Source organism: Vibrio sp. McD22-P3 (assembly GCF_021568915.1).
GTDB classification, from domain to species: domain Bacteria; phylum Pseudomonadota; class Gammaproteobacteria; order Enterobacterales; family Vibrionaceae; genus Vibrio; species Vibrio mediterranei.
On the sequence record NZ_JAKGTN010000021.1, the window covers coordinates 44,093 to 63,643 of the forward strand.

Below are 19,551 nucleotides of genomic sequence, written 5' to 3' on the forward strand. Positions count from 1 at the left end.
CTAAGCCCTCGCAATGTATGCACGATATTCCAAAACATCGCCGTTATCTTGAGAAGGAAGATCATTCGCTTGCGGGCTGACCTCTTGCTCTGAATGATCGCGCTGCTCTTGAGATTGAAACTGCTGTGAGTTCGATTGTTCCAAAGAGATATTTACCTCAGACAGCTCACTATTTTGTGCGACGAGCTCCGCCCTCAAACGCTCTGACGTTGCTAAAATTGCCTCTCGCGTGGCAGCAGATGTAGCGCTCATTTGTATCGTGACCCGCTCTCCATCAACTCTTACGTGCATCTCCACTTTTCCAAGCTCAGGTGGATCAAAGCGTATTCGAGCCGCTTGATTCATGGTGTCCAATTGAAGTTGTATTTTATCTCTCAACACTTGATGAATTTGTCTTTGACTATCTACATCAAGCGCTTTACTTACCTCAATGGTTGGTACTAATCGACTTGCTGTCGTTTCATTGGCTAGATACAGCGCTTCGATGGATTGATGGGTGATTGATCCAAGCGGTAATTGCGCACTAAGCTTTAAGCTAGCTGGTGTCCAAGGGTTCATAGAGCTAGCCTTAGACGCAATGCTAGGCAACGACGACTCCAAGTTGAGCAAATTGGGATTAGTCTGGGGAAGGCCCTTTGGTAGCCATCTGTCCTTAATATCCAATATCACAGCACTCAGTACCTGTTGAGAAAAGGAGGTATTGTTTGAAGTCACTAGCACTTCATCATTTTTGTACTCGTCAGCTTCAAAAGAAAAAAGATGGGACTGCGATGACGCTTCTAGCACTTTAATAGAATCTGCGATTGAGCGTGCAACTCCATTTAGTCGAAGCGGTAACTGTTCTGCTGGCAGAAGCAAGTTAACACTTGACGTCCGCGTAGGCTCTTCAAGACTCACAGACTCTAAATTACGGCTCTCATTAACCCTGCGAATAACGCTCTCAGAGACTACGACGTCTTGTTCAATAGGCAAGGACTGCTGCACCTGATTAAGCACTGAGAACAGAGTTTGAAATGAATGAGCGAGTGGCGTCATTCGGGTTTCCCCAAGCTCAGAAGACAAGGAACTGAGAGCCGTAGAGGTCGAATTGCTCTTCACCGTCGCATCTACCGCCGACAGCAAATCAAAAACCAATCCATTGGTCGCCCAACTATTTGATGCCATATTCCCTTGCAGTTCCATCACTGTTCTCCTGCTCTCACTTGTGTCTGGGCATACGCTTTATCTCGCTCGCGCAGACTTGAATTGTCACTAAGCTGCTGTTTAAGGATGACTTGTTCATGCTCTACTAATGCTCTGCATTGGTTGTGAACACTTTTCAATCGCACGACCAGAGGCAGATAGCTCGGATGTGATTGCTCTATGGTTAGCAGCACCTGTTTGAGCAAACGATTTAACTTTTCTATCTCAGAAAATTGTCTGTTTTTGACCGCCTGTTCTAGCTTGAGAACAAGACGTTCTACTTGCTCAGGACTGGGCTTCATCAAGCCACTCCATTGCGCCTTCCCATCCCTCTTTAAGATCAGTCATCACTTCAATAAGCTTGTCGATCAGCTCGGTATTCATCTCCTTAGATGCTTCAAATACAGTCGCAATACCATGTTCATAGAGCGCATGGATGTTCTGAATCAAAGCTTCACCTGTCGACAAATCGAGAGAAGCGTCTAGCCCAACTAAAATATCAATGGATTTTTGAGAAGCTTTGGATTTGAGCTCGAGATCCTTATGCTCTATCGCGTATTTAACGCTTTCTAACTCTTGAATCAGACGCTCATGTAGCATACATATCAACTCAAAGCTCGATGAGACCGATGCGTTAGCAGCGACTTGAACATTGGCATAGTTAGCTTGTTGCTGTTTTCCTAATAGCATGGCGGTTTCTCCCTAAACCGTGAAAAGTCCGGAAACAGAATCCAATTGGCTACTTAGTGAGTTCAATTGGGTAAACTGGGCAAGGTAGCGGTTGTAATAGGTTTCATAACGCGTATCCAAAACGGATAGAGCGTCGTTAATACGACTTTTTTCATCGTTCAAGGTATCAATTCGGCGATTGAGCGAGCCATTTGAGAAGTCGATATAGCTCTCTAACTGCGTTTCAAACGCTTCAAACACGCCGCCCGTACCTGTAAATAGTGTTTCAAAATCGATGCTAGGAGCCGCACTTTCAAACGTACCCGAGTCCAAACTCAATCTGCCGTCGCGATCAATTTCCAGCCCTAACTCAAAGAGTCGAGTTCCGTCATAGTCAGCTCTAATAACATTAGATAATTGATTTTTGATATTGCGTATTGTGCTATCGGAAGCGAGCACGCCCCGTGCTTCATCTTCGTTTCCTGATTGAGTCAAGTTAGTGATTTCGCTGACGGCGTTGTTGTAGGCGTCTACAAACTCTTGCAGCGATGCTACGGTGGCTGATATATCATCGCCTATATTGATACTAGTCGCAGTATCACCGCTGGTGTTGGCTTTGCGAACCGTGAGGTCTACACCATCTATTAAGTCTTCGAAAGTATTGCTAGAGCTGGTCAGCTGCGTACCAAATTCATTGCCGAGAGTAATAATGGCATCTTGACCAGCTTGTAACGGCGCCGCACTTGCCGCTGCTACCGTAGTATCCCAACCACTTGCCGCATCTGCAGATAAGGTGAAACTGGCATCAACCCCTTCATTGTCGGAGCCAAACAACACTTTCATCGCCCCTTGCGACTTCACTAACGTTGCTTGAATTGAACCGTCAAACTGATCGTTGAAGTAAGTGACAAATTCACTGTAGGTGACATCGCCACTAATGTCGGTATCGGCATCCATAATGTTGATGTTGGTCGTGACTCCACCTTGAGTCACTGAAAAACTTCCAGCCGCAGCCATAACATCGTTCGGGTCGGTAGAATTAGCATCAAATACAACTTGATGATTAGAAGCCATCTGCTTAACGAAGACATCAAGATTAACGTCTTCAGCACCTGGACTTGTGGTTAACGAAAAGTAGTCTTCACTAGAGATTGATGTTGAGGTTTGAGTGAGACTAGAGCCGGTTTTTGTAAACTGGTAGATTTTATCTTCGAGAGATTGTAATGCAGATTTGACTTTGTTGATGGCAGAAGTCTTAGACGAAATCGTTGACAATTTTTGGTTATAGCGCAGCTCAAAAGGCTGCACATCTAAGCTTGCAAAATTACTGGCGAGCTGCACCGCATCAACGTTCATGATCCTTCCCTCTTTAGTACAATAAGGAGGTACAGCTCTCCCCTCCTTGGAATGTTGTGACTATGGTTATCCTAATAAGCTCATCGCTAGTTGAGGTACCATTTTCGATGCACTAAGCATTGACGCCCCTGATTGCATTAGCATTTGTTGTTTGCTCATATTGCCCGATTCTGAGGCAAAATCAGTGTCCATAATTCGGCCTTTAGAAGCGTCCACATTTTCAGTCATATTACCAAGGTTGGTAATGGTGTGTTCTAGTCGATTGATTGTGGCACCAAATGTAGAGCGAATTTCACCTAGGTTACCGACAAATCCATTGTCCGTTGCCGTTGCTGGAACGCCAGTCAAAGCATCCATAGCGGCAAGTGCATTAGCTTGTGTTGTCAAATCACCAATACCTAATGACCCAGAAGTACCTACAAAAGTCTGAATGTCGGCTAGAGCCGATGACCCTCCGCCAACCGTTGTATCGAATGTCAACGTTTCTGCTGATGTGCTACCTATCTGGAAATCGATAGTGGCATCAAAAGCCCCTGTACCACTCATCAAGTTGTTACCACCGTAGTTAGTGTTTGCCAAAATATTCGCCAGCTCTTCACCTAACTGCTGATACTCTGAATCCAATGCAGCTAAATCTGCTGTAGTATTCGTGCCGTTAGCCGCTTGAGTCGCTAGGTCGTTCATTCGATATGCGATATTAGTCATCTCATCGAAGGCACCCTCTGCTGTTTGCAACATCGAAATAGCATCTTGTGAGTTACGCATTGCTACATTCATACCACGAGACTGCGCTTCCAAACGGTTAGCAATTTGCAAACCCGCCGCATCGTCCGCAGCTGAGTTAATTCGAAAGCCGGTAGACAGTTTTTCCATAGATTTAGTTAACGCACTGTTTGTCGACTGCAAAGTGTTCTGCGTGACCAAGCTTGCGTAGTTAGTGTGTACTGATATAGCCATCTGATGATCCCCATCTGTGTTTGCTGTTCAGTAACTGCTAACGACAGTGGAAAAATTCCATTTCATTTTTTTCGAAAAAAATCACTAAACCTTAAAATTGCAAGACTCAAAAATGAGAAGTGCGTGAAAAATATCCTAGTATTTTAATCAACAATAACCACAAAAATGGCTGTTATGGGAAACGTATTTAAGGCAGTGGCATCAAGGTTAACGATTCCAATCGTACTACTCATGATCCTCGCGATGGTTATTCTGCCGTTGCCACCGATCCTGCTCGATGCGTTTTTTACCTTTAATATCATGCTAGCTATTGTGGTACTGCTGGTCAGTAGTACCGTCACTCGAGTTCTCGACTTTTCTATTTTTCCATCCCTGCTTCTGGTCGCGACATTGCTTCGTTTAACGCTGAATGTGGCATCAACTCGCATCGTTTTGCTTGAGGGTCATAACGGTGGCGATGCCGCTGGTAAAGTCATTCAGTCGTTTGGTGAAGTCGTTATTGGTGGTAGCTACGTTGTTGGTATTGTGGTGTTTGTGATTCTGATGATCATTAACTTTGTGGTGATCACCAAAGGTGGCGAGCGGATCTCAGAAGTATCTGCACGATTTACTCTTGATGCGCTACCAGGGAAACAGATGGCAATCGATGCCGACCTCAATGCAGGTGCCATAGACCAAAACGAAGCCAAAGTTCGACGCTTAGAAGTCGGTGAAGAAGCGGAGTTTTACGGCGCAATGGACGGGGCGAGTAAGTTCGTTCGAGGCGATGCTATTGCTGGACTATTGATCCTGTTCATCAATTTGATCGGTGGCGTGCTGATCGGGATTTTTGAACATGGACTTTCTGCAGAAGAAGCGTTTCAAACCTACGCTTTACTGACTATAGGTGATGGCCTCGTCGCCCAGATCCCATCACTATTACTCGCGACTTCCGCTGCCATTATCGTGACGCGTATTAGTGACAATGATAATGACATGGCACAAACCGTAAAGAGGCAGTTGCTCGCCTCGCCAAACAACCTTTATATGGCAGCGGGCGTAATGTTCGTAATAGGTAGCGTGCCGAATATGCCTCATCTGGCTTTTTATACTTTCACTGTCCTACTGGCATTTGTCGGTTGGCGCCAGTCAAAGTTTCAGGCTACCCCTGAACAGGTTGAATCTGATGTGGGCTCTTTACCTCGCACCAATCATGAAAGCACAATTGATTGGAGCATCATTCCCAATGTCGATGTGATAGCACTCTCTCTGGGATTTAAATTGGTACCTCTTGCCAATAACAAGAAAGGAGGCAATCTGATCAAGAGTATTCGCGGCAGCCGAAAAACACTTAGCGAACAAATTGGCTTTGTGATTCCAGAAGTGATTATCACCGATAATCTCGCGCTCAAACCCTCAGAATACGCAATTAGCATTGATGGTGATGAAATAGAACGTGGTGAAGTCTATGCCGATAAGTCCATGGCAGTGGGCAACCGAATTGATCATCCAGACTTAGATGGCATCGTGGGCGTCGACCCTGCTTATCAGCTTCCAGCTCTATGGATTAATCAAGCAGACAAAACTAAAGCCATTAACCTCGGATTTCAAGTCATTGAGGTGTATGACGTAATTGCGACTCACGTCAGTAAGGTATGCAGTGAACATCTCGATAATATCTTTAATTATGATGATGTTAAGGCAATCAATCATCGACTCGCTATTCACCACCCTGAACTGGCAGAAAACCTCGCCAACATCATTTCACCGAACCTGCAAATGCAAGTGATTCGTCAGTTACTTGCTCAGCAAGTGCCAATCATTAATGTACGAACCATAGCGAATACCATTATCGAAAGTATCGATACCGTCAAAGATCCAATCTTGCTGTCATCAAATATTCGTGTGGCGTTAAAACGTACCATAGTAAACTTGGTATCACCCAACAGCAAAACCATTAACGCCTTTATTATCGGTTCTGCGTTGGAAAATGAGCTTAAGGGCGCGATTTCTCTTAGCCAACAGAGCGATCCTAACATTCCGTTAGATGCCATCCCTGTCGAGCCCTCTGTCTTACAGAAGTTTCAAAATCGTATGCCGACCATAGTACAAACCATGCAAAGCCAAAATCTGCCACCCGTTATCGTTGTTCCACCAACCACACGACCTATGGTGGCCAAATTAGCTAAGGCTTTTGCCAAAGAGCTTATAGTGCTTAGCTACAATGAAATTCCGAATGAGTATGGGTTAAACGTACTTGGCGATGTTGAGTAGAGTCAAAAAACCGAGTTACGTTAATAACTCGGCATCAATCAACTCTTTTTTTGGGGGGTGGAGACGTTTATTGAGGAATAACAACTTGCCCTGAAACAATCGGAAAAGTACCCGTCTTTGGCTTACTATCCATTCGGATAGTCGTTGGAGTACCTGAGACTTCATAAGTGACATCGTAGCCGACCACTTTGGTAGACGTAGTGTATTTTGTTGTGCAGCGTCTTTCTGTTGTACTTATGGTGTCATTCTTCTGAGCATTTTCTTGGATTTTTCTTCCTGTCATAGCACCCGCTACAGTGCCGACTGCCGTTGCGACGGTTTTTCCTGAACCTCCACCAACTTGATTACCTAGTGCAGCACCTGCGGCCGCCCCACCTAGCGTCCCTAAGAGCTTATTCTCATCTCTAACTTCAGCCTGTCTAGTCACCACTACATCATTACACTCTTGATGCGGTGTTTTTATTGCCTTGGTCACCGCTTCTACAAAAGTTATTTTGGCTTCCGTTGGAGCTTCTTGCTCTTTTTGACAACCAGACATTGCCAACATCGTGATTACTACCAGCGCCACTGCTTTCTTGTTCATGGAATTCTCCTAGTTATTGTTGCTACGGCTGCATGATAAGGAGAAAAGAACCGTGTATTTCAGCGGTGAATGAATTCTATGTCATTGTCTGGTAAAGAATCAGAGCACTATTAGCGCAGCGTCAAACTGTGATGGTAAACCTGTATTTTTAATGTCCCTAGGGTATGATGCTCGCGTCCTAATCGTTGTTTGATGGCCATGTTTTCTCGTTGTTTTACCGTTACACTAGCTCTGTTCCTATCAGTCATTATGCTGGTAGTGAGTTTTGTTGCGATCAGTAACGAGTCAAACGAAGTCTTTTCCCATTCTCTCTCAACGCTCGATAGCCACACCAACTCAGCTGTCTCTAACAAAGCACTATCAAACAAAGTGGAAATGGCTAATCCACATCAATGCTGTGCGTCATTTTGTTTGCTTAAAGTTCCTTGTGGACAATCATTGGTCGTACTTAACTCGGGCACCACGTCGCTCGCCTTAATGTCAATTGATGACATAGGCAAAGCAATTGGCAGAGTTCAAACCCTTTTCCGCCCTCCTATCGCATAACTCCGTTTCCCCAGCATTTAGCGCGAGATTTCGCACCCTATTTATTTTTTCGGAGTTATCCCTATGAAGGCATTGTTTACCCTTTTTTCTGCGCTACTACTCAGCGTATCGGCTCATGCGGCTAAATTTGAGCAAGGTACTCACTACAAGGTATTGGATGTTGAAAAGTCAGCCACACCCAAAGTAACCGAGTTCTTTTCATTTTATTGTCCACACTGCTACAAATTCGAATCTGTAGTAGAAAACCTCAAGCCTGCGCTAGCTGATGGCGTTAAATTTGAGAAAGTGCACGTTGCGTTTATGGGCAATGATATGGCAGTACCAATGGCAAAATCGTACGCCACCATGGTTGCTTTAAAGGTAGAAGATAAGATGGTTCCTGCGATGTTTAATCAGATCCACGAAATAGGCAAAAGACCAGTTGACGAGCAAGAGCTCAAACAAATCTTTGTCAGCAATGGTATTGATGGCAAAGCCTTTGACTCGGCGTACAACAGTTTTGTCGTCAACTCAATGCAGAAGAAATTTGATAAGCAGTTTGATGCGAGCACATTAACTGGCGTACCTGGTGTATTAGTTAACAACAAATACATCGTTCAGCCGACAGGTATTAAAAGTTATAAGGAGTACAACGAATTAGTGAATTACCTGCTCACGCTGTAGTGGCTTTAGTTCTGCTCAGACAAGCATAAGAAAAACCTAGAGCTTCACCTTCGCTCTAGGTTTTTTCGTTAATACACTCTCACTTGATTTTTCTTGATCACTACACCTCGCAACAGTTTCCCCGACTGCTGATTTTGAACCGATACCGTGTCGCCGACTAAACCACTTTCTAGAGCCGTTCCCAACGTCTCTAGCCGTATCGTCTCTGACTGGTAAACCACATCAACGGCCTGACCTTTCTCCACATCGTAATCAAGATACAAACGTGATGTGGTCAGAAGCTCGCCCTTTTTCACCGAGCGCTTCAGTTTACTTCCCACAACTTCACTGGGTTTAAAAAATACCTTTTTATCGGTGTAGAGTTTAATTGGCTTTATTGCGATGTCGGAGGGAGATAAGCGCTGGCCTTTTCGCAAAGCTTTATCGGCTGTCACAGCCCAGATAGTGAGACTGGCTGACGAAGTTGCAGATAAACTCCACCTCTGAGCTTCACATCGTAATGTCCACTTCTGCTTTCCCAGTTTAATCTCACTACGATGATGAATTGCTACTGGTTTTGAGCAAGGCTCGAGTTGATGAATAGCTTTTGAAAAACGAATACTGACATCGAGTTGATACTGTTGCGGGTAACGGTAGCGAACTGTCTGCTCTATCAGCGAATGAATACGAGTGGAAAGGTGTTGCTCGAGCTCAGAACTCGAAGCAACTGCGGCTTGCATATTAGTTATGCAGCCGTACGCGATAATCAATATGAGTAATAATCCGGTCTTAGACATTAATCCTTAACTTATGTTTTCCAAGCGCTTCCTCCATCGCTTGGTGCTGCATCAGCATGATATTACCTTGGCGCTCCAGCTTGGTCTTACATTGTCCAATTGATTGTTCAATCTGCTTATCCAAAGCTTGAACTCGTTGCAGCACCCCACCTTGTAGTTTTGCCTGTATCACTTTGGTGTATTGCCTGTCCTGACAACCCAGCCGCTTTGCCATTGCGTAGCGCTTTAGGTCGGCTTCAGCCATTCGATGAGTTAGTGAAGTGATAGTTTGGTTAAGCGACTCTAAATTTTGATATTCGCGATTGAGTATCGCCGCGCGAATATCGTCTAGTCCAGAAGATAGCTGGCGAGAAAACTCCAAAATATGCTGACCATAGGTAATGTAGCCTATCAACGTGCTTTTATTGCCCATGGTCTAGTCTCGCTATAACTTTCGCTAGCTCATCCATATCAAACACCAATTCCCCCGAGGCTATTTGCGCTTTGATTTGTTCAACCTTGGCGCTATCAATTTCTTCAACTCCGTCAAAAAAACTCTTCGCATTTTCCAACAAGTCCACTTCATGTTGTGACAGGTTGATTTGCTTCACTTTGACCTTTTGGTCTGGCTCAACCTTTTTGTTTTGAACCACATCAACTTGGGTATGCGGAACAATATGCTTCACATTATCGACCTTGATTTGACTCATATCCCGTTACTCACTTTGCTCACTTCTAATTAACTATAACGGCAATATTTCACGTCTGTTTCACCTTTTTCTCAGTAACTTGATAACGTTGTCTCGGCTAGGGCCACTAAAACCACGATGAATGGACTTCAACGATAGCTCTGGGTTATTTGCTAAATGCTGTTTAAAGCTGCCAAACTGCTCCAATTCAGGATGGGTACAAAAAGCAATGAGTTGATTTGCTCGTACTTTTTTTGTTTTTAGTACTTTCGATAGCGCTAAATACAACTTATTGACTCGCTCAAGCAGTGCTTCGATGTGTTGTATCGCGCCCGATTCATTCACCAGTAAACGACCAATGGTGTCTAGCACTGGATAACAGGCTTGAGCTTGAACGGCTATCGGAGCACCTTCAGCGTAACGCCCACCCTGTCCGGAAACGAAAACTTGGCCGTCCCACGCACGCCAATGCTCATCTCGCATTCCAATCACAAACTCTTGTTGTTGATTAAGTCGTAACTGCAAATGGGCATACGCAAACATCATCTTAAACTGCTCTAACAAGACTTCACGGTCTTCTGTGCGCTCAAAGGCTAACGCCACCAGCCGATTATTGATGTAGAGCGACACCACCTCATCTCGCAAACGCTCTCGTTGGAAATCGAGCCCTGGTATCGTAAATTCAATGAGAGGATTATCGGTTTGAATAGGAGCAAAGCTAGAATCCACGACATAGTGACCAAACAAGCGCTTTTGACTCCAAAACAGTAACTTCTTCTTGATGGTATCGATTTGGTTAGCTTGATCTGGACTGTAATGCGCCAACTCAGCAATCTGTCTAAGTTTGATAAGTTCACTAGCGACAGTTCTTAGAACTTCTCCGGCCATCATTAAGCGGCTATACATCTTGTGCGAATCGGACACTTCTGCGATAAGCTTGGGGCGTTCTTGCAAGTTCAACTGCATCATTTGCTGATGCAATAAGACTGATGAGGGTTGGCGCGTCGAAAGCTTTTCCGGACGTTTTATCTTGCCCGCACTCGCTGGATTGACCTGATTTTTCCTCTGTGTAATCCCGGTTAACTTCATCCTACCTCTCCCACTAGGTCAATCGTGGCTCGTTGGCAAAGTTGAGCTTAATTATCTCTTCAGACTGCATCTGCTTAACAATGTCGATTACTTCTTTTCGAGCCTGTTCTACCTGACTTACGGGCACAGCACCGATACGTACCAAATTTTCTTTTAGCTCGGTAGAAACCCGCTGTGGCATAGAGTTGATGATGTACAGGCGGCAATCTTTGTTTGTCCCTTTAAGGGCGTATGCCCATAACTCAAGACTGACTCTTTCATTAATGAGGTTGATAGTTTCAAGGTCTTGATTAAACAGAGTGAAGAAGTCAAACATCGCCTCTTCTACCAGCTCAGCAGCTTCTTCATCATGATCGTGAAGAAATTGGAATAAGTTGCTCTTATCGCCGGAATAGCGATTGATAAGGTTTGCCACCACCTTTGAGCCTTGTAGGCTTGCTGATCCGCCGCTGTGATAATTGATTTTGCAGCGATCGATAAGGTCCTTTAGCGTCTCCATTAACCCAGAGGTCAAAACCTGTGTTTTGGATATTTGCAGAATCAACTCGTGGCACTCTTGTTCATCGTATTCGTCCATGACTCTAGCGCTGTACTCAAGTGGCAAATGAGCAATCAGTAACGCCTGCAAATTAATGTGTTCTTTCTTGAGGTCGTTGACTAACAAATCAGGCGGAATCCAAGCCAGTTTTTCTGCGTGCGAACGAATCTCATCACCGTAGATTTCGGATACCAAATCTCGTGCTAAGTTACCGTTGAGCGTCTTCTCCAAGACATTGGTTATATATTGTCGTGTCCCACCTAGAATGCCTGAGTGCTTTCTAAAATCATCAAAAAAACCGGACAACGAAACCAGCGCATCTTTAGCCTTAATGTCTTTCATTTTACTCATCGCATGAGTAATCTGTTTGATCTCTTCATGGGTGAATCCTTTGAGAACCTCAGACCCAATATCTTCGCCCATACTCAATACCAACATGGCGACACCATCCACAGACTGATAAGTTTGTTTGTCATCCATACACGTCCCCTCTGATAATCCTTTGCTATGCCTGAATCCACGTTCGCAAAATCTCGGCTACTCGATTTGGGTCTTCTTTAGCGATAAGTTTCAGGTGCTTGATCTGCACCTCTAGCGGGCTATCGGCCGATGGCAAATTGTCGTCCAACGCTTTGATACCCGTAGCATCAATGCCTAGTGATTCCAGTTTCGACTGTAAGGCCGCTTCTGCTGCGCGCTCTTCTTTGGTAATCACATCATCGTATTCCATGCTCTCGGCTTCTTGTTCTTCCTGCTCAGCAGACTTGGTTAAGTATTGAGCCAGCGGGCGCAAGACCACCATGATCATTAAACCACTCAACATCACACCCAATAGATACTTGAGTGGCTGCATAATATTGGTATTTTCAAACCAAGCTACGGGGGCTTGATCTGGAATACTGGCAACCACAAACGGGAAATGTGTGATGTGTATAGTGTCACCGCGAGTTTCGCTGAACCCTATTGCAGAGCGAACCACATTTTCGACATTAGTAAGCTCTTCCGGTGTCCAGGTTTGATTGGCGTTGGCCAAGTCATTGACGACAATAGAAACAGAAAGGTTTTGTAACACGCCCTGTTGATGTTGGATATGACGTACTTTGCCACTCACCGCATAATCTCGTGACGTTTCGCTGCGATTCACCTTAGCGTTTGGCTCCGGCTGAGGCTCGCCATCGGTCACTGGGGGCGTGTTACTCAAGGCACCCGGAATACCCAGAGCCATTGAGGACTCATTTACATCGTTAAGAAGAGTTTCCTTTCGCACAACGGGGTCAGCATAAATTTCTTCTGTCTCTTCTATGCGGGAGAAATCAATATCACTTGCGATTTGAACTCGGAAATTACTGGCACCTAGAATTGGAGTTAGCATATCTGTGGCTTGCGCAACCAAGGTTCTTTCTAGGTTACGTTTATAGTCAGATTGCTTACCTGTGGTGACCGTGATATCGCCAACGGTAGCATCGTTAGATAATAAGCGGCCGTGCTGGTCAACGACTCTCACATGTTCCGACTTAAGACCAATGACAGCACCAGATACCAAATTGATTACCGATTCAACTTGAGTCGGTTTGAGATCCATTCCATTGATGATGTGGACGATAACAGACGCTCTTGGTTGTTCTCCGTCTTCACGCATAAACAAGCTTTCTTTCGGAATAGCGAGGTGCACCCGGGCCAAGCTGACCGCACTCATAGTGGTTATACTGCGCGCCAACTCTCCTTCTAATGCATGACGGTAACGGGCATTCTCCATAAACTGGCTTTCACCAAGGCTTTTTGAACTATCGAGTGAATCAAAGCCACTTGGCAGTTGTTCTTTTAACCCTTTTGACGCCAGAATCATGCGAATTTTAGCTACATCACCTTCCGGAACCAATATCTGACCATCATCTTGACTAAGCTGGTAACGTATCGATTCTTCGTCGAGGAGCTGCAAAACTTGGCTAGAATCGAAGTTGGCTGACTTGCTATACAAGGGCCGAAACCGCTCCGCCGATGTCCACAGCATTATGACAATGATCGCCGCCGTAATCGTGGCGAATATGGTGATAATAATGACGTTGCGTTGCGAGCTTTGCCAAAACGTATTAAGCCAGCCAGAGGCTTTGTTGAGCTTCTCTTTCGCCGCTCCCATATTGTTGGCTAACGCTGGTTTTGTTTCTAATTCTGCAGCCATCGCCGTTCCCTAGCCTAAATAGGCATCTTTATGATGTCTTGGAAGTTCGACACCATTTTGTTTCGCACTTGCATCAGTGCGTTAAAGGACAATTGCGCTTTTTGCGACGCTACCGTTGCGCCTAAAAGGTCATCGCTTTTACCCAATTCTACGGCGGTTATCTTGTCAGACGCGTGAGCTTGGTATTTGTCCACTGTATCCAGCACCCCTTTTAACGCATGACTGAACTGCAATGCACTCTCTGAAGTAGGGTTGACTTGGGTATTGTCATGAATAACCCCCTTTACCGCTGCCGATACCATCGTTTGATTGTAAAATGGATTGGTCGCAATTTGTTGCTGATTGTGCATTTTGCCAATTAGCTCTTGTTGTAATTGCATTGCGCTGATTTTTTCCATTACTCGCTCTCCATCGCTGCGTCACTTACGTACCAATCGAATTTCTACGCGACGATTTTTGTCACGACCTTCTTCAGTGGTGTTGTCATATTTAGGGTAGCGATCACCATGTCCACGTATCTCTATCATCTTTTTCGACACCCCGTTTTCAACGAACCACTGTGCAACATCTGACCCACGCTGCTTTGAAATTTGCAGATTCGCCACGGAATCCCCTGAATTATCGGTATAACCATCTATCAAAATCTTAACGATTTTAGGGTCACGCTTTACCAGAGAACTTATGTCATCAATGGTACGTTTTTGCAGTTCCGTTAAGGTCACAGCGCCGCTTTGAAAATGCAGTTCAACGCGGCGTGCATGTTGAAAGTTCACGGGAGGCAAACCAAAGCGGCAATGGTTAAATTCATCTAGTGCGGGCCTGAAATTCGTGGTCGGGAAATAGATATCAAAATCCATAGCATTAATGTTGAACCAGGCACCACTAGCCATGTCTTCTAGTAGTAGCGTCGCACCATCTGCCGTGACTAAAGCGGGACCTTGCTGTTGGATCTTTTCAATGGTGGTTGTGGTATAGGATTTAGAAATCCCCCAGACAGGCTCTGTGGTATTAAACGAAGTGGAAGAAGGGAGTGAGCGTACGCCACGTTTCTCCACCTTGATTTGTAAAGGGTTGGCAGCCAGTAGAACAAACTGTACCGAAAAACCGGTATGAGGGTCGAAAGATTGCAAGACACACTGGTCAACAGATTGATTAAATTGCCATTGCACACTATCAAACGGAACAATATAACGTTGAGCTAGAGCCTGAGTAGGCATCATCACTTTAGCTATTATCAAGCTAACCATCATCAAACGAATTAAGTACAAGGCCCCAGACATAGACTGTAGTCGAGCCCCGAACCAATTCGGTAGTCTTGTATGACGAGGTTTAACCATATCGCTTCTCATATCAAATCAAACAGAGAAATACCGGCGACGCGCGCGAAGGTTTTTTGCGTGGCTTCTAGAGCAATCATACCTTGGTTAAGTTCCACCGAAGCTTGTGCATAATCCAACTCCTCAAGTTCTGAGCGCACCGTTTCGGCAAAAAACACCATATCAATGCTGGTTTCTTTGAGTCTATCCAAGGTGTTATATTGGCTACCAATATCTGTCAAAGACACCAACAAGTTCTGATGCAGATCTTGATTAGTATCGAGCGCACTATCTAATGCTGGCGTAAACCCAGCTGTCGGAACTTCCAACTCAGCGATTGCATTGTCCAAATCAGTAAAAATAGCGTTGGTGCCGATAATATCCGTGATGGTTAAGTTGCTTGGTACATATTGGTCATCGCCAACTTTGGTTTCACGATAATCTGAATTACTGTTTAAGGTATAAGGCGGTGTTGTCGATATAGCTTGGTTTGTTATGTCTGTGCCTGAAAACAAATAGCTTCCTTCATTCGCTTGATTTAACGTGGTGAGCATCTCTGTTTTCAGCGATTTCAGCTCTAACACTATCCCAGCACGACTTTGTGCATCTAAAGTGCCATTCTTACCTTGAAGTAGTAGCTCATTGACCTGTTGGGACAGCTCTTCTAACGTATTCACATTGGTTTCATAGCGAGTCAACTGAGACTGCACATTCTCAATATTGCGCTGGTATTGCTGGTTATCAGAGACCGTCTTTTTTAGTCCTTCAAGGCGCACCGCCGCAATCGGGTCATCGGAGAGATGGTTAAGCTTCAACCCAGTCGACATCTGCTCAAACACTTTATTGAGACGAATGTTGTTATCCATTAGCGAACGCTGCATAACCGCATTAAATTGTGAGTCCGTTACTCGCATCACTGCTCTCCTAAAACGCTTTTAACAAGGTCTGAAACATTTGATTGGCCGTACTAATCACTTTCATATTGGCCTCATAGGCATTGAGATAAAGCAACATGTTCGCGGCTTCTTCGTCTGAGTTCACCGCGCTGACACTATCTCTGGCGACTTGCGCATCTTCCACGCTAATTTGTGCTGCTGTCGCTTCACTTTCAGCTTGTCGGGTAAAAATACCGATGTCTCCCAACAACCCCGAATATGCGCTATAGGGCGTTTTACCAACAACCAACCCATTGGTTAACGGCGTCTGAGATAGCATGGAAAGATCTTTGAGAACATCACCGTTGCCGGAAAGCGTTGCACTAGAAGAAAACGCAAGCTCTTGTGCGCTAATCGTAGGGTCAATGGCAAGCGAGTGCGCCTCACTCCCCACCGTGTAAGTAAATAAGCTTTGCCCAACGGTTCCGTTAAGATCAAAGCCCGAACTTAAGGCATTATTGACCCCGTCAGCGAGTCCTTTTGCGAGATCGGCCAATGTCGCTTTAATCGGCTCGTATTGGCTCAGTTTTAAGGCTTCTAGCGCACCAAGTTCTCCACCTAGCGAGTCATCAACCGCAGTCGTCATTGATTGGAAAGTAATGGAAAGATCGGTGCTATAAGGATCACCACTCGAAAAGTCGCGAGTGAGTGAAGCCGAAAAACCGCCAATAACCAGCGGCTGTCCATTAGGCGTAGATAACTCAACACCGCCCGAGGTATATATCACTTGCACATCCAGCGATTTTGAGAGCTCGTTAAGCTGTTTGTCCATCTCATCTTGTAGTCCTGCTACTCCTTTACCGAGCAGTGCGTCTTCTTGAAGTTTTTGATTTAGAGCTGCGATACTTTCAAGCTGGCTGTTTACATGAGACACGATGGCTCCGTATCGTTCACTTTGCGCCGCCTCTTGCTGACTAAGTTGGGCTGAAACTGAGTTGAATTGCTGTGCTAACGCATCTGCGTTAGTGAGCACTTGTTGTCTAAATGCGATGCTCTCTGGAGTCACACTGGCTTCATCAATCGCGGCAAAAAAGCCATTAAGACCCTGCGTTAAACTCAAACCGTCAGCACCCAACAGATTTTCAATATTAGATAAACCGTCAAAATAACTTTGTGAATATTGCGCCGATTCGGTAGCTTCGCGTAAACGATTAATGGAAGACTGCTCTGCAATCCGAATAATGTCTCCCACTTCAACACCAGCCCCCAAATTGATCCCGTTGACGAAATTTCCAGACGATGTTGCTTCTAAACTGACTACCTGACGACTATAACCCGGTGTATTCACGTTGGCGGTATTTTGCGCCGTCGTATTTAACGCCACACGATTGGCGAGTACACCACTGAGTCCAATATTGACCATTCCCATTATTTACTCTCCTTATCTAGAGGACGGTTGGGAACTTGCGATGACAATTGCTTGAATATCATCTCGGCGAGCCCAAATGAGGATTGACGGCTAATACGCTGCGCCAACTGGGCATCGAGCATTCCTTGAAACATGCCATCCGACTTCATGGACAGCGGATTGTTTTCATCACTCATAGCCTCGCTTGCAGAGCGCATACGAGTGAGCATTTGTTGCAGAAATAACGCCTCAAACTGCTGCGAAGCTGCCAACAATCCCGCTCCAGAATTGTCGTGTTTCATTTGAACTAAGGCATGATTGTCTAAATAGAAGTTCGCGACATGTTGGCTCGCCTGAGTATGAGCTGGAACCGATAATTGCCCGGAGAACGTTGCCAGCCCTGCTCGCTGCGAACTTTCAACCATCAAGGTTTCAAAACTCACTGTTTGCGCTTGTGCAGGGCTCGGCGAATGTAATGACGACGCCACTACGGATACGTCTGCTTTGGTGGATGCAACGTTCTCTATCCCAGGCTTAATTTCACACCGCTGCTTTACGGTGAAAGGAACTTGGCTAGATAATTGGGTTATTAAAACCAGTGCGTTTGAATCAAGCATTAGATCACCACCAAATCACCGTTGATAGCACCTACTTCATCCAGCGCTTGCAAGATTTGCATCAACGCTTCTGGAGTAGCGCCAATATTATTAATCGCATCGACGATTTCTTGCAGATTGGTACCACGAGGCCACACCATCGTCGTACCGTCATCTTCATCGACGCTGATTTGAGTATTTTGGACAATGGCTGTTTCACCCGCAGTATTGAACGCACCTCCCGGCTGTGACACCGACTCGGATTCTAAAATTGTCACGGTAATCCCACCTTGGCTTACCGCCGCCTCGGAAACCGTCACATTCTGGCTGATCACTACAGTGCCTGTTCGCGAGTTGAACACCACCTTAGGCAAACGACGACCTTCTTCGACTTGCAACTCTTGAATCATCGCAACAAACATCACTCTGTCTTCGCTATCAATAGGTGCAGACACTTCAACTTGGCCTTTATTGAGCGCCTTCGCAACTTGCCCACCAAATGTCTGATTGATAGCTTTGGAAATGTTCAGTGCAGTTTCGTAATTAGGCTGCTTGAGTTGCAAACGAATCGTCGGATCCCGGTCAATACCGGTTGAGATTTCTCGTTCTAAGGTCGCACCATTGGGGATGCGGCCAACGGTCGGGGTATTTCGAGTCACGCTGGTGCCGTTTTCACCCGTAGCGTTAAACCCGCCAACTACCAAGCTACCTTGAGCCACCGCATAAACTTCACCATCAATACCTCGAAGTGGAGTAAGTAACAAAGTCCCACCGCGCAGGCTTTTGGCATCCCCTAACGAAGATACCGTTACGGTCAGGGTTTGACCCGCTCCTTGATGTGGCTCGACTGCGGCAGTCACACTCACCGCGGCAACGTTTTTCAGTTTAGGGTTGGTGCTGTCGTCAAGTTGCACACCAAACTGTTTGATCATATTCACCACAGACTGCTGAGTGAACTTCACTTGCGATTTATCGCCGGAGCCATCTAGCCCAACTACCAAGCCATATCCAATCAGTTGGTTTTGTCTGTCGCCGTAGACCTCCGCGACCTCAGCAATCGCTCTTGCGGCCAAAGTTGATGGTGCCCAGCTAAGTAGCCACAAAGGCAACAACAAATGGATGAGGTAACGCCATTTCAACTTCATCATTAAAACGGCATCCAAGGTGAATTAAAGAATTGAGTCAGCCAGCCAGCGGTATTGGTATCGGCAAAAGTTCCTCTGCCTGCATATGTGATACGCGCGTCTGCAATACGTTGAGAAGAAAGTGTATTGTCGGCTTGAATGTCATCCACTCGCACATTCCCCGTCAGACGGATGTATTCATCGCCCTGATTGAGTTTCAGCCACTTCTCCCCTCGAACTCTAAGCACGCCGTTAGGCAGTACATCGTAAACCGTCACCGTAATAGAGCCTGATAAGCTATTACCCTGTGTAGATGCAGCGGCACCATCAAAATCTCGTGTTGCATCAATAGCGGCGCTGCCTTCAGCGTAGGTCGTCGTGCCAAGAGTCGGCGCAGCAATCGTCGCGCTGGAATCTTTACCATATTGAGTCGAAGCGCTCTTATCTGACTCTGTTTTCTCATCAAGCATAACAGTAAGAATATCTCCCACCCGATAAGCTCGACGGTCTTGAAACAAGGTCATGGCTGTCGTTCCAGTATACAAGCTGCCCTTGCTAACTCGTGTAACCTGATAATCTAATTCTGGCGGAGCATACGCTTCATCATTAGGAGATGGCGGGATAAATTCATCCTGCCGACCCGCGCAACCAATCATATTCACGACCAGAAGTGCGACAACTGCGATGTAATAAAGCACACCAATCGCATGAGACTTTGCAAGCCCCGCTTTATTCGCTTTTTGCTTTTCCATCTCAGCTTCCTTCATGCCTAC

The 19,551-nt window shown here is 45.5% G+C and carries 22 protein-coding genes; 3 read left to right on the top strand and 19 right to left on the bottom strand.

From position 1 onward, the window contains the following. The 5 genes from L2W36_RS21385 to lafA form a co-directional block, all read right to left on the bottom strand. Positions 1-1,182: a flagellar hook-length control protein FliK gene (locus tag L2W36_RS21385; protein WP_236111558.1), complete on the bottom strand. Its 1,182-nt coding sequence runs from the start codon at positions 1,180-1,182 to the stop codon at positions 1-3. Continuing rightward, positions 1,182-1,484 (bottom strand): hypothetical protein, encoded by a 303-nt coding sequence (locus tag L2W36_RS21390; RefSeq protein ID WP_006074329.1) that lies wholly within the window; start codon positions 1,482-1,484, stop codon positions 1,182-1,184. The genes L2W36_RS21385 and L2W36_RS21390 overlap by 1 nt, the downstream gene beginning before the upstream one ends. Next, positions 1,468-1,872 (bottom strand): flagellar export chaperone FliS, encoded by a 405-nt coding sequence (fliS, locus tag L2W36_RS21395; protein WP_006074328.1) that lies wholly within the window; start codon positions 1,870-1,872, stop codon positions 1,468-1,470. Before fliS ends, L2W36_RS21390 begins: the two co-directional genes overlap by 17 nt. Before the next feature lie 12 nt (positions 1,873-1,884). After that, positions 1,885-3,207, bottom strand: a complete 1,323-nt coding sequence (fliD, locus tag L2W36_RS21400; protein WP_236111563.1) for a flagellar filament capping protein FliD — start codon at positions 3,205-3,207, stop codon at positions 1,885-1,887. A gap of 66 nt (positions 3,208-3,273) precedes the next feature. Then, complete coding sequence (lafA, locus tag L2W36_RS21405) at positions 3,274-4,164, bottom strand: lateral flagellin LafA (RefSeq protein WP_124940754.1); 891 nt, start codon at positions 4,162-4,164, stop codon at positions 3,274-3,276. A gap of 165 nt (positions 4,165-4,329) precedes the next feature. Here lafA and L2W36_RS21410 point away from each other — a divergent pair, with 165 nt between their 5' ends. Further along, on the top strand, positions 4,330-6,417 hold the full coding sequence (locus tag L2W36_RS21410; protein WP_124940753.1) for a flagellar biosynthesis protein FlhA: 2,088 nt from the start codon (positions 4,330-4,332) through the stop codon (positions 6,415-6,417). A 67-nt stretch (positions 6,418-6,484) separates the two neighbouring features. On the opposite strand, the gene L2W36_RS21415 is transcribed toward L2W36_RS21410, so the two are convergent. Further along, positions 6,485-7,000, bottom strand: a complete 516-nt coding sequence (locus L2W36_RS21415) for a glycine zipper 2TM domain-containing protein (protein WP_124940752.1) — start codon at positions 6,998-7,000, stop codon at positions 6,485-6,487. A 192-nt stretch (positions 7,001-7,192) separates the two neighbouring features. Between L2W36_RS21415 and L2W36_RS21420 the strand changes: the two genes are divergently transcribed. Both L2W36_RS21420 and L2W36_RS21425 read left to right on the top strand, forming a co-directional pair. After that, the gene (locus tag L2W36_RS21420; protein ID WP_236111566.1) at positions 7,193-7,546 is read left to right on the top strand and encodes a hypothetical protein; all 354 of its coding nucleotides are present in this window, start codon (positions 7,193-7,195) and stop codon (positions 7,544-7,546) included. A 63-nt stretch (positions 7,547-7,609) separates the two neighbouring features. Next, the gene (locus L2W36_RS21425; protein WP_124940750.1) at positions 7,610-8,209 is read left to right on the top strand and encodes a thiol:disulfide interchange protein DsbA/DsbL; all 600 of its coding nucleotides are present in this window, start codon (positions 7,610-7,612) and stop codon (positions 8,207-8,209) included. Positions 8,210-8,277: 68 nt separating this feature from the next. On the opposite strand, the gene flgA is transcribed toward L2W36_RS21425, so the two are convergent. From flgA to flgH, 13 genes are read right to left on the bottom strand one after another with little or no spacing between them, the layout of a single operon-like run. Continuing rightward, on the bottom strand, positions 8,278-8,985 hold the full coding sequence (flgA, locus tag L2W36_RS21430) for a flagellar basal body P-ring formation chaperone FlgA (protein ID WP_236111568.1): 708 nt from the start codon (positions 8,983-8,985) through the stop codon (positions 8,278-8,280). Next, positions 8,978-9,397: a hypothetical protein gene (locus tag L2W36_RS21435; protein ID WP_236111570.1), complete on the bottom strand. Its 420-nt coding sequence runs from the start codon at positions 9,395-9,397 to the stop codon at positions 8,978-8,980. Before L2W36_RS21435 ends, flgA begins: the two co-directional genes overlap by 8 nt. After that, a complete protein-coding gene (locus tag L2W36_RS21440) occupies positions 9,387-9,674 on the bottom strand; it encodes a flagellar biosynthesis anti-sigma factor FlgM (RefSeq protein ID WP_198557443.1) in 288 nt (95 codons plus the stop codon). The genes L2W36_RS21435 and L2W36_RS21440 overlap by 11 nt, the downstream gene beginning before the upstream one ends. Before the next feature lie 60 nt (positions 9,675-9,734). Then, entirely contained in the window at positions 9,735-10,742 is a 1,008-nt protein-coding gene (locus tag L2W36_RS21445; RefSeq protein ID WP_198557442.1) for a hypothetical protein, read from the bottom strand. 13 nt (positions 10,743-10,755) lie between these two features. After that, positions 10,756-11,760, bottom strand: coding sequence for a FliG C-terminal domain-containing protein (locus tag L2W36_RS21450; RefSeq protein ID WP_006074317.1), 1,005 nt, complete (start codon positions 11,758-11,760; stop codon positions 10,756-10,758). A gap of 25 nt (positions 11,761-11,785) precedes the next feature. After that, positions 11,786-13,459 (bottom strand): flagellar basal-body MS-ring/collar protein FliF, encoded by a 1,674-nt coding sequence (fliF, locus tag L2W36_RS21455; protein WP_006074316.1) that lies wholly within the window; start codon positions 13,457-13,459, stop codon positions 11,786-11,788. A gap of 14 nt (positions 13,460-13,473) precedes the next feature. Next, positions 13,474-13,857 (bottom strand): flagellar hook-basal body complex protein FliE, encoded by a 384-nt coding sequence (locus L2W36_RS21460; protein WP_236111572.1) that lies wholly within the window; start codon positions 13,855-13,857, stop codon positions 13,474-13,476. Positions 13,858-13,878: 21 nt separating this feature from the next. Continuing rightward, positions 13,879-14,796, bottom strand: coding sequence for an OmpA family protein (locus tag L2W36_RS21465; protein ID WP_236111574.1), 918 nt, complete (start codon positions 14,794-14,796; stop codon positions 13,879-13,881). An 8-nt stretch (positions 14,797-14,804) separates the two neighbouring features. Further along, positions 14,805-15,689 carry a flagellar hook-associated protein FlgL gene (gene flgL / locus L2W36_RS21470; protein ID WP_236111582.1) on the bottom strand — a complete coding sequence of 295 codons (885 nt, stop codon included), beginning with the start codon at positions 15,687-15,689 and terminating at the stop codon, positions 14,805-14,807. Between the two features lie 10 nt (positions 15,690-15,699). Then, complete coding sequence (gene flgK, locus L2W36_RS21475; protein ID WP_236111584.1) at positions 15,700-17,079, bottom strand: flagellar hook-associated protein FlgK; 1,380 nt, start codon at positions 17,077-17,079, stop codon at positions 15,700-15,702. Beyond that, positions 17,079-17,675: a rod-binding protein gene (locus tag L2W36_RS21480; RefSeq protein ID WP_236111586.1), complete on the bottom strand. Its 597-nt coding sequence runs from the start codon at positions 17,673-17,675 to the stop codon at positions 17,079-17,081. The genes flgK and L2W36_RS21480 overlap by 1 nt, the downstream gene beginning before the upstream one ends. Beyond that, on the bottom strand, positions 17,675-18,802 hold the full coding sequence (locus L2W36_RS21485) for a flagellar basal body P-ring protein FlgI (RefSeq protein ID WP_006074310.1): 1,128 nt from the start codon (positions 18,800-18,802) through the stop codon (positions 17,675-17,677). The genes L2W36_RS21480 and L2W36_RS21485 overlap by 1 nt, the downstream gene beginning before the upstream one ends. After that, entirely contained in the window at positions 18,802-19,434 is a 633-nt protein-coding gene (gene flgH, locus L2W36_RS21490; protein ID WP_050798649.1) for a flagellar basal body L-ring protein FlgH, read from the bottom strand. The genes L2W36_RS21485 and flgH overlap by 1 nt, the downstream gene beginning before the upstream one ends. Positions 19,435-19,551: the final 117 nt, after the last annotated feature.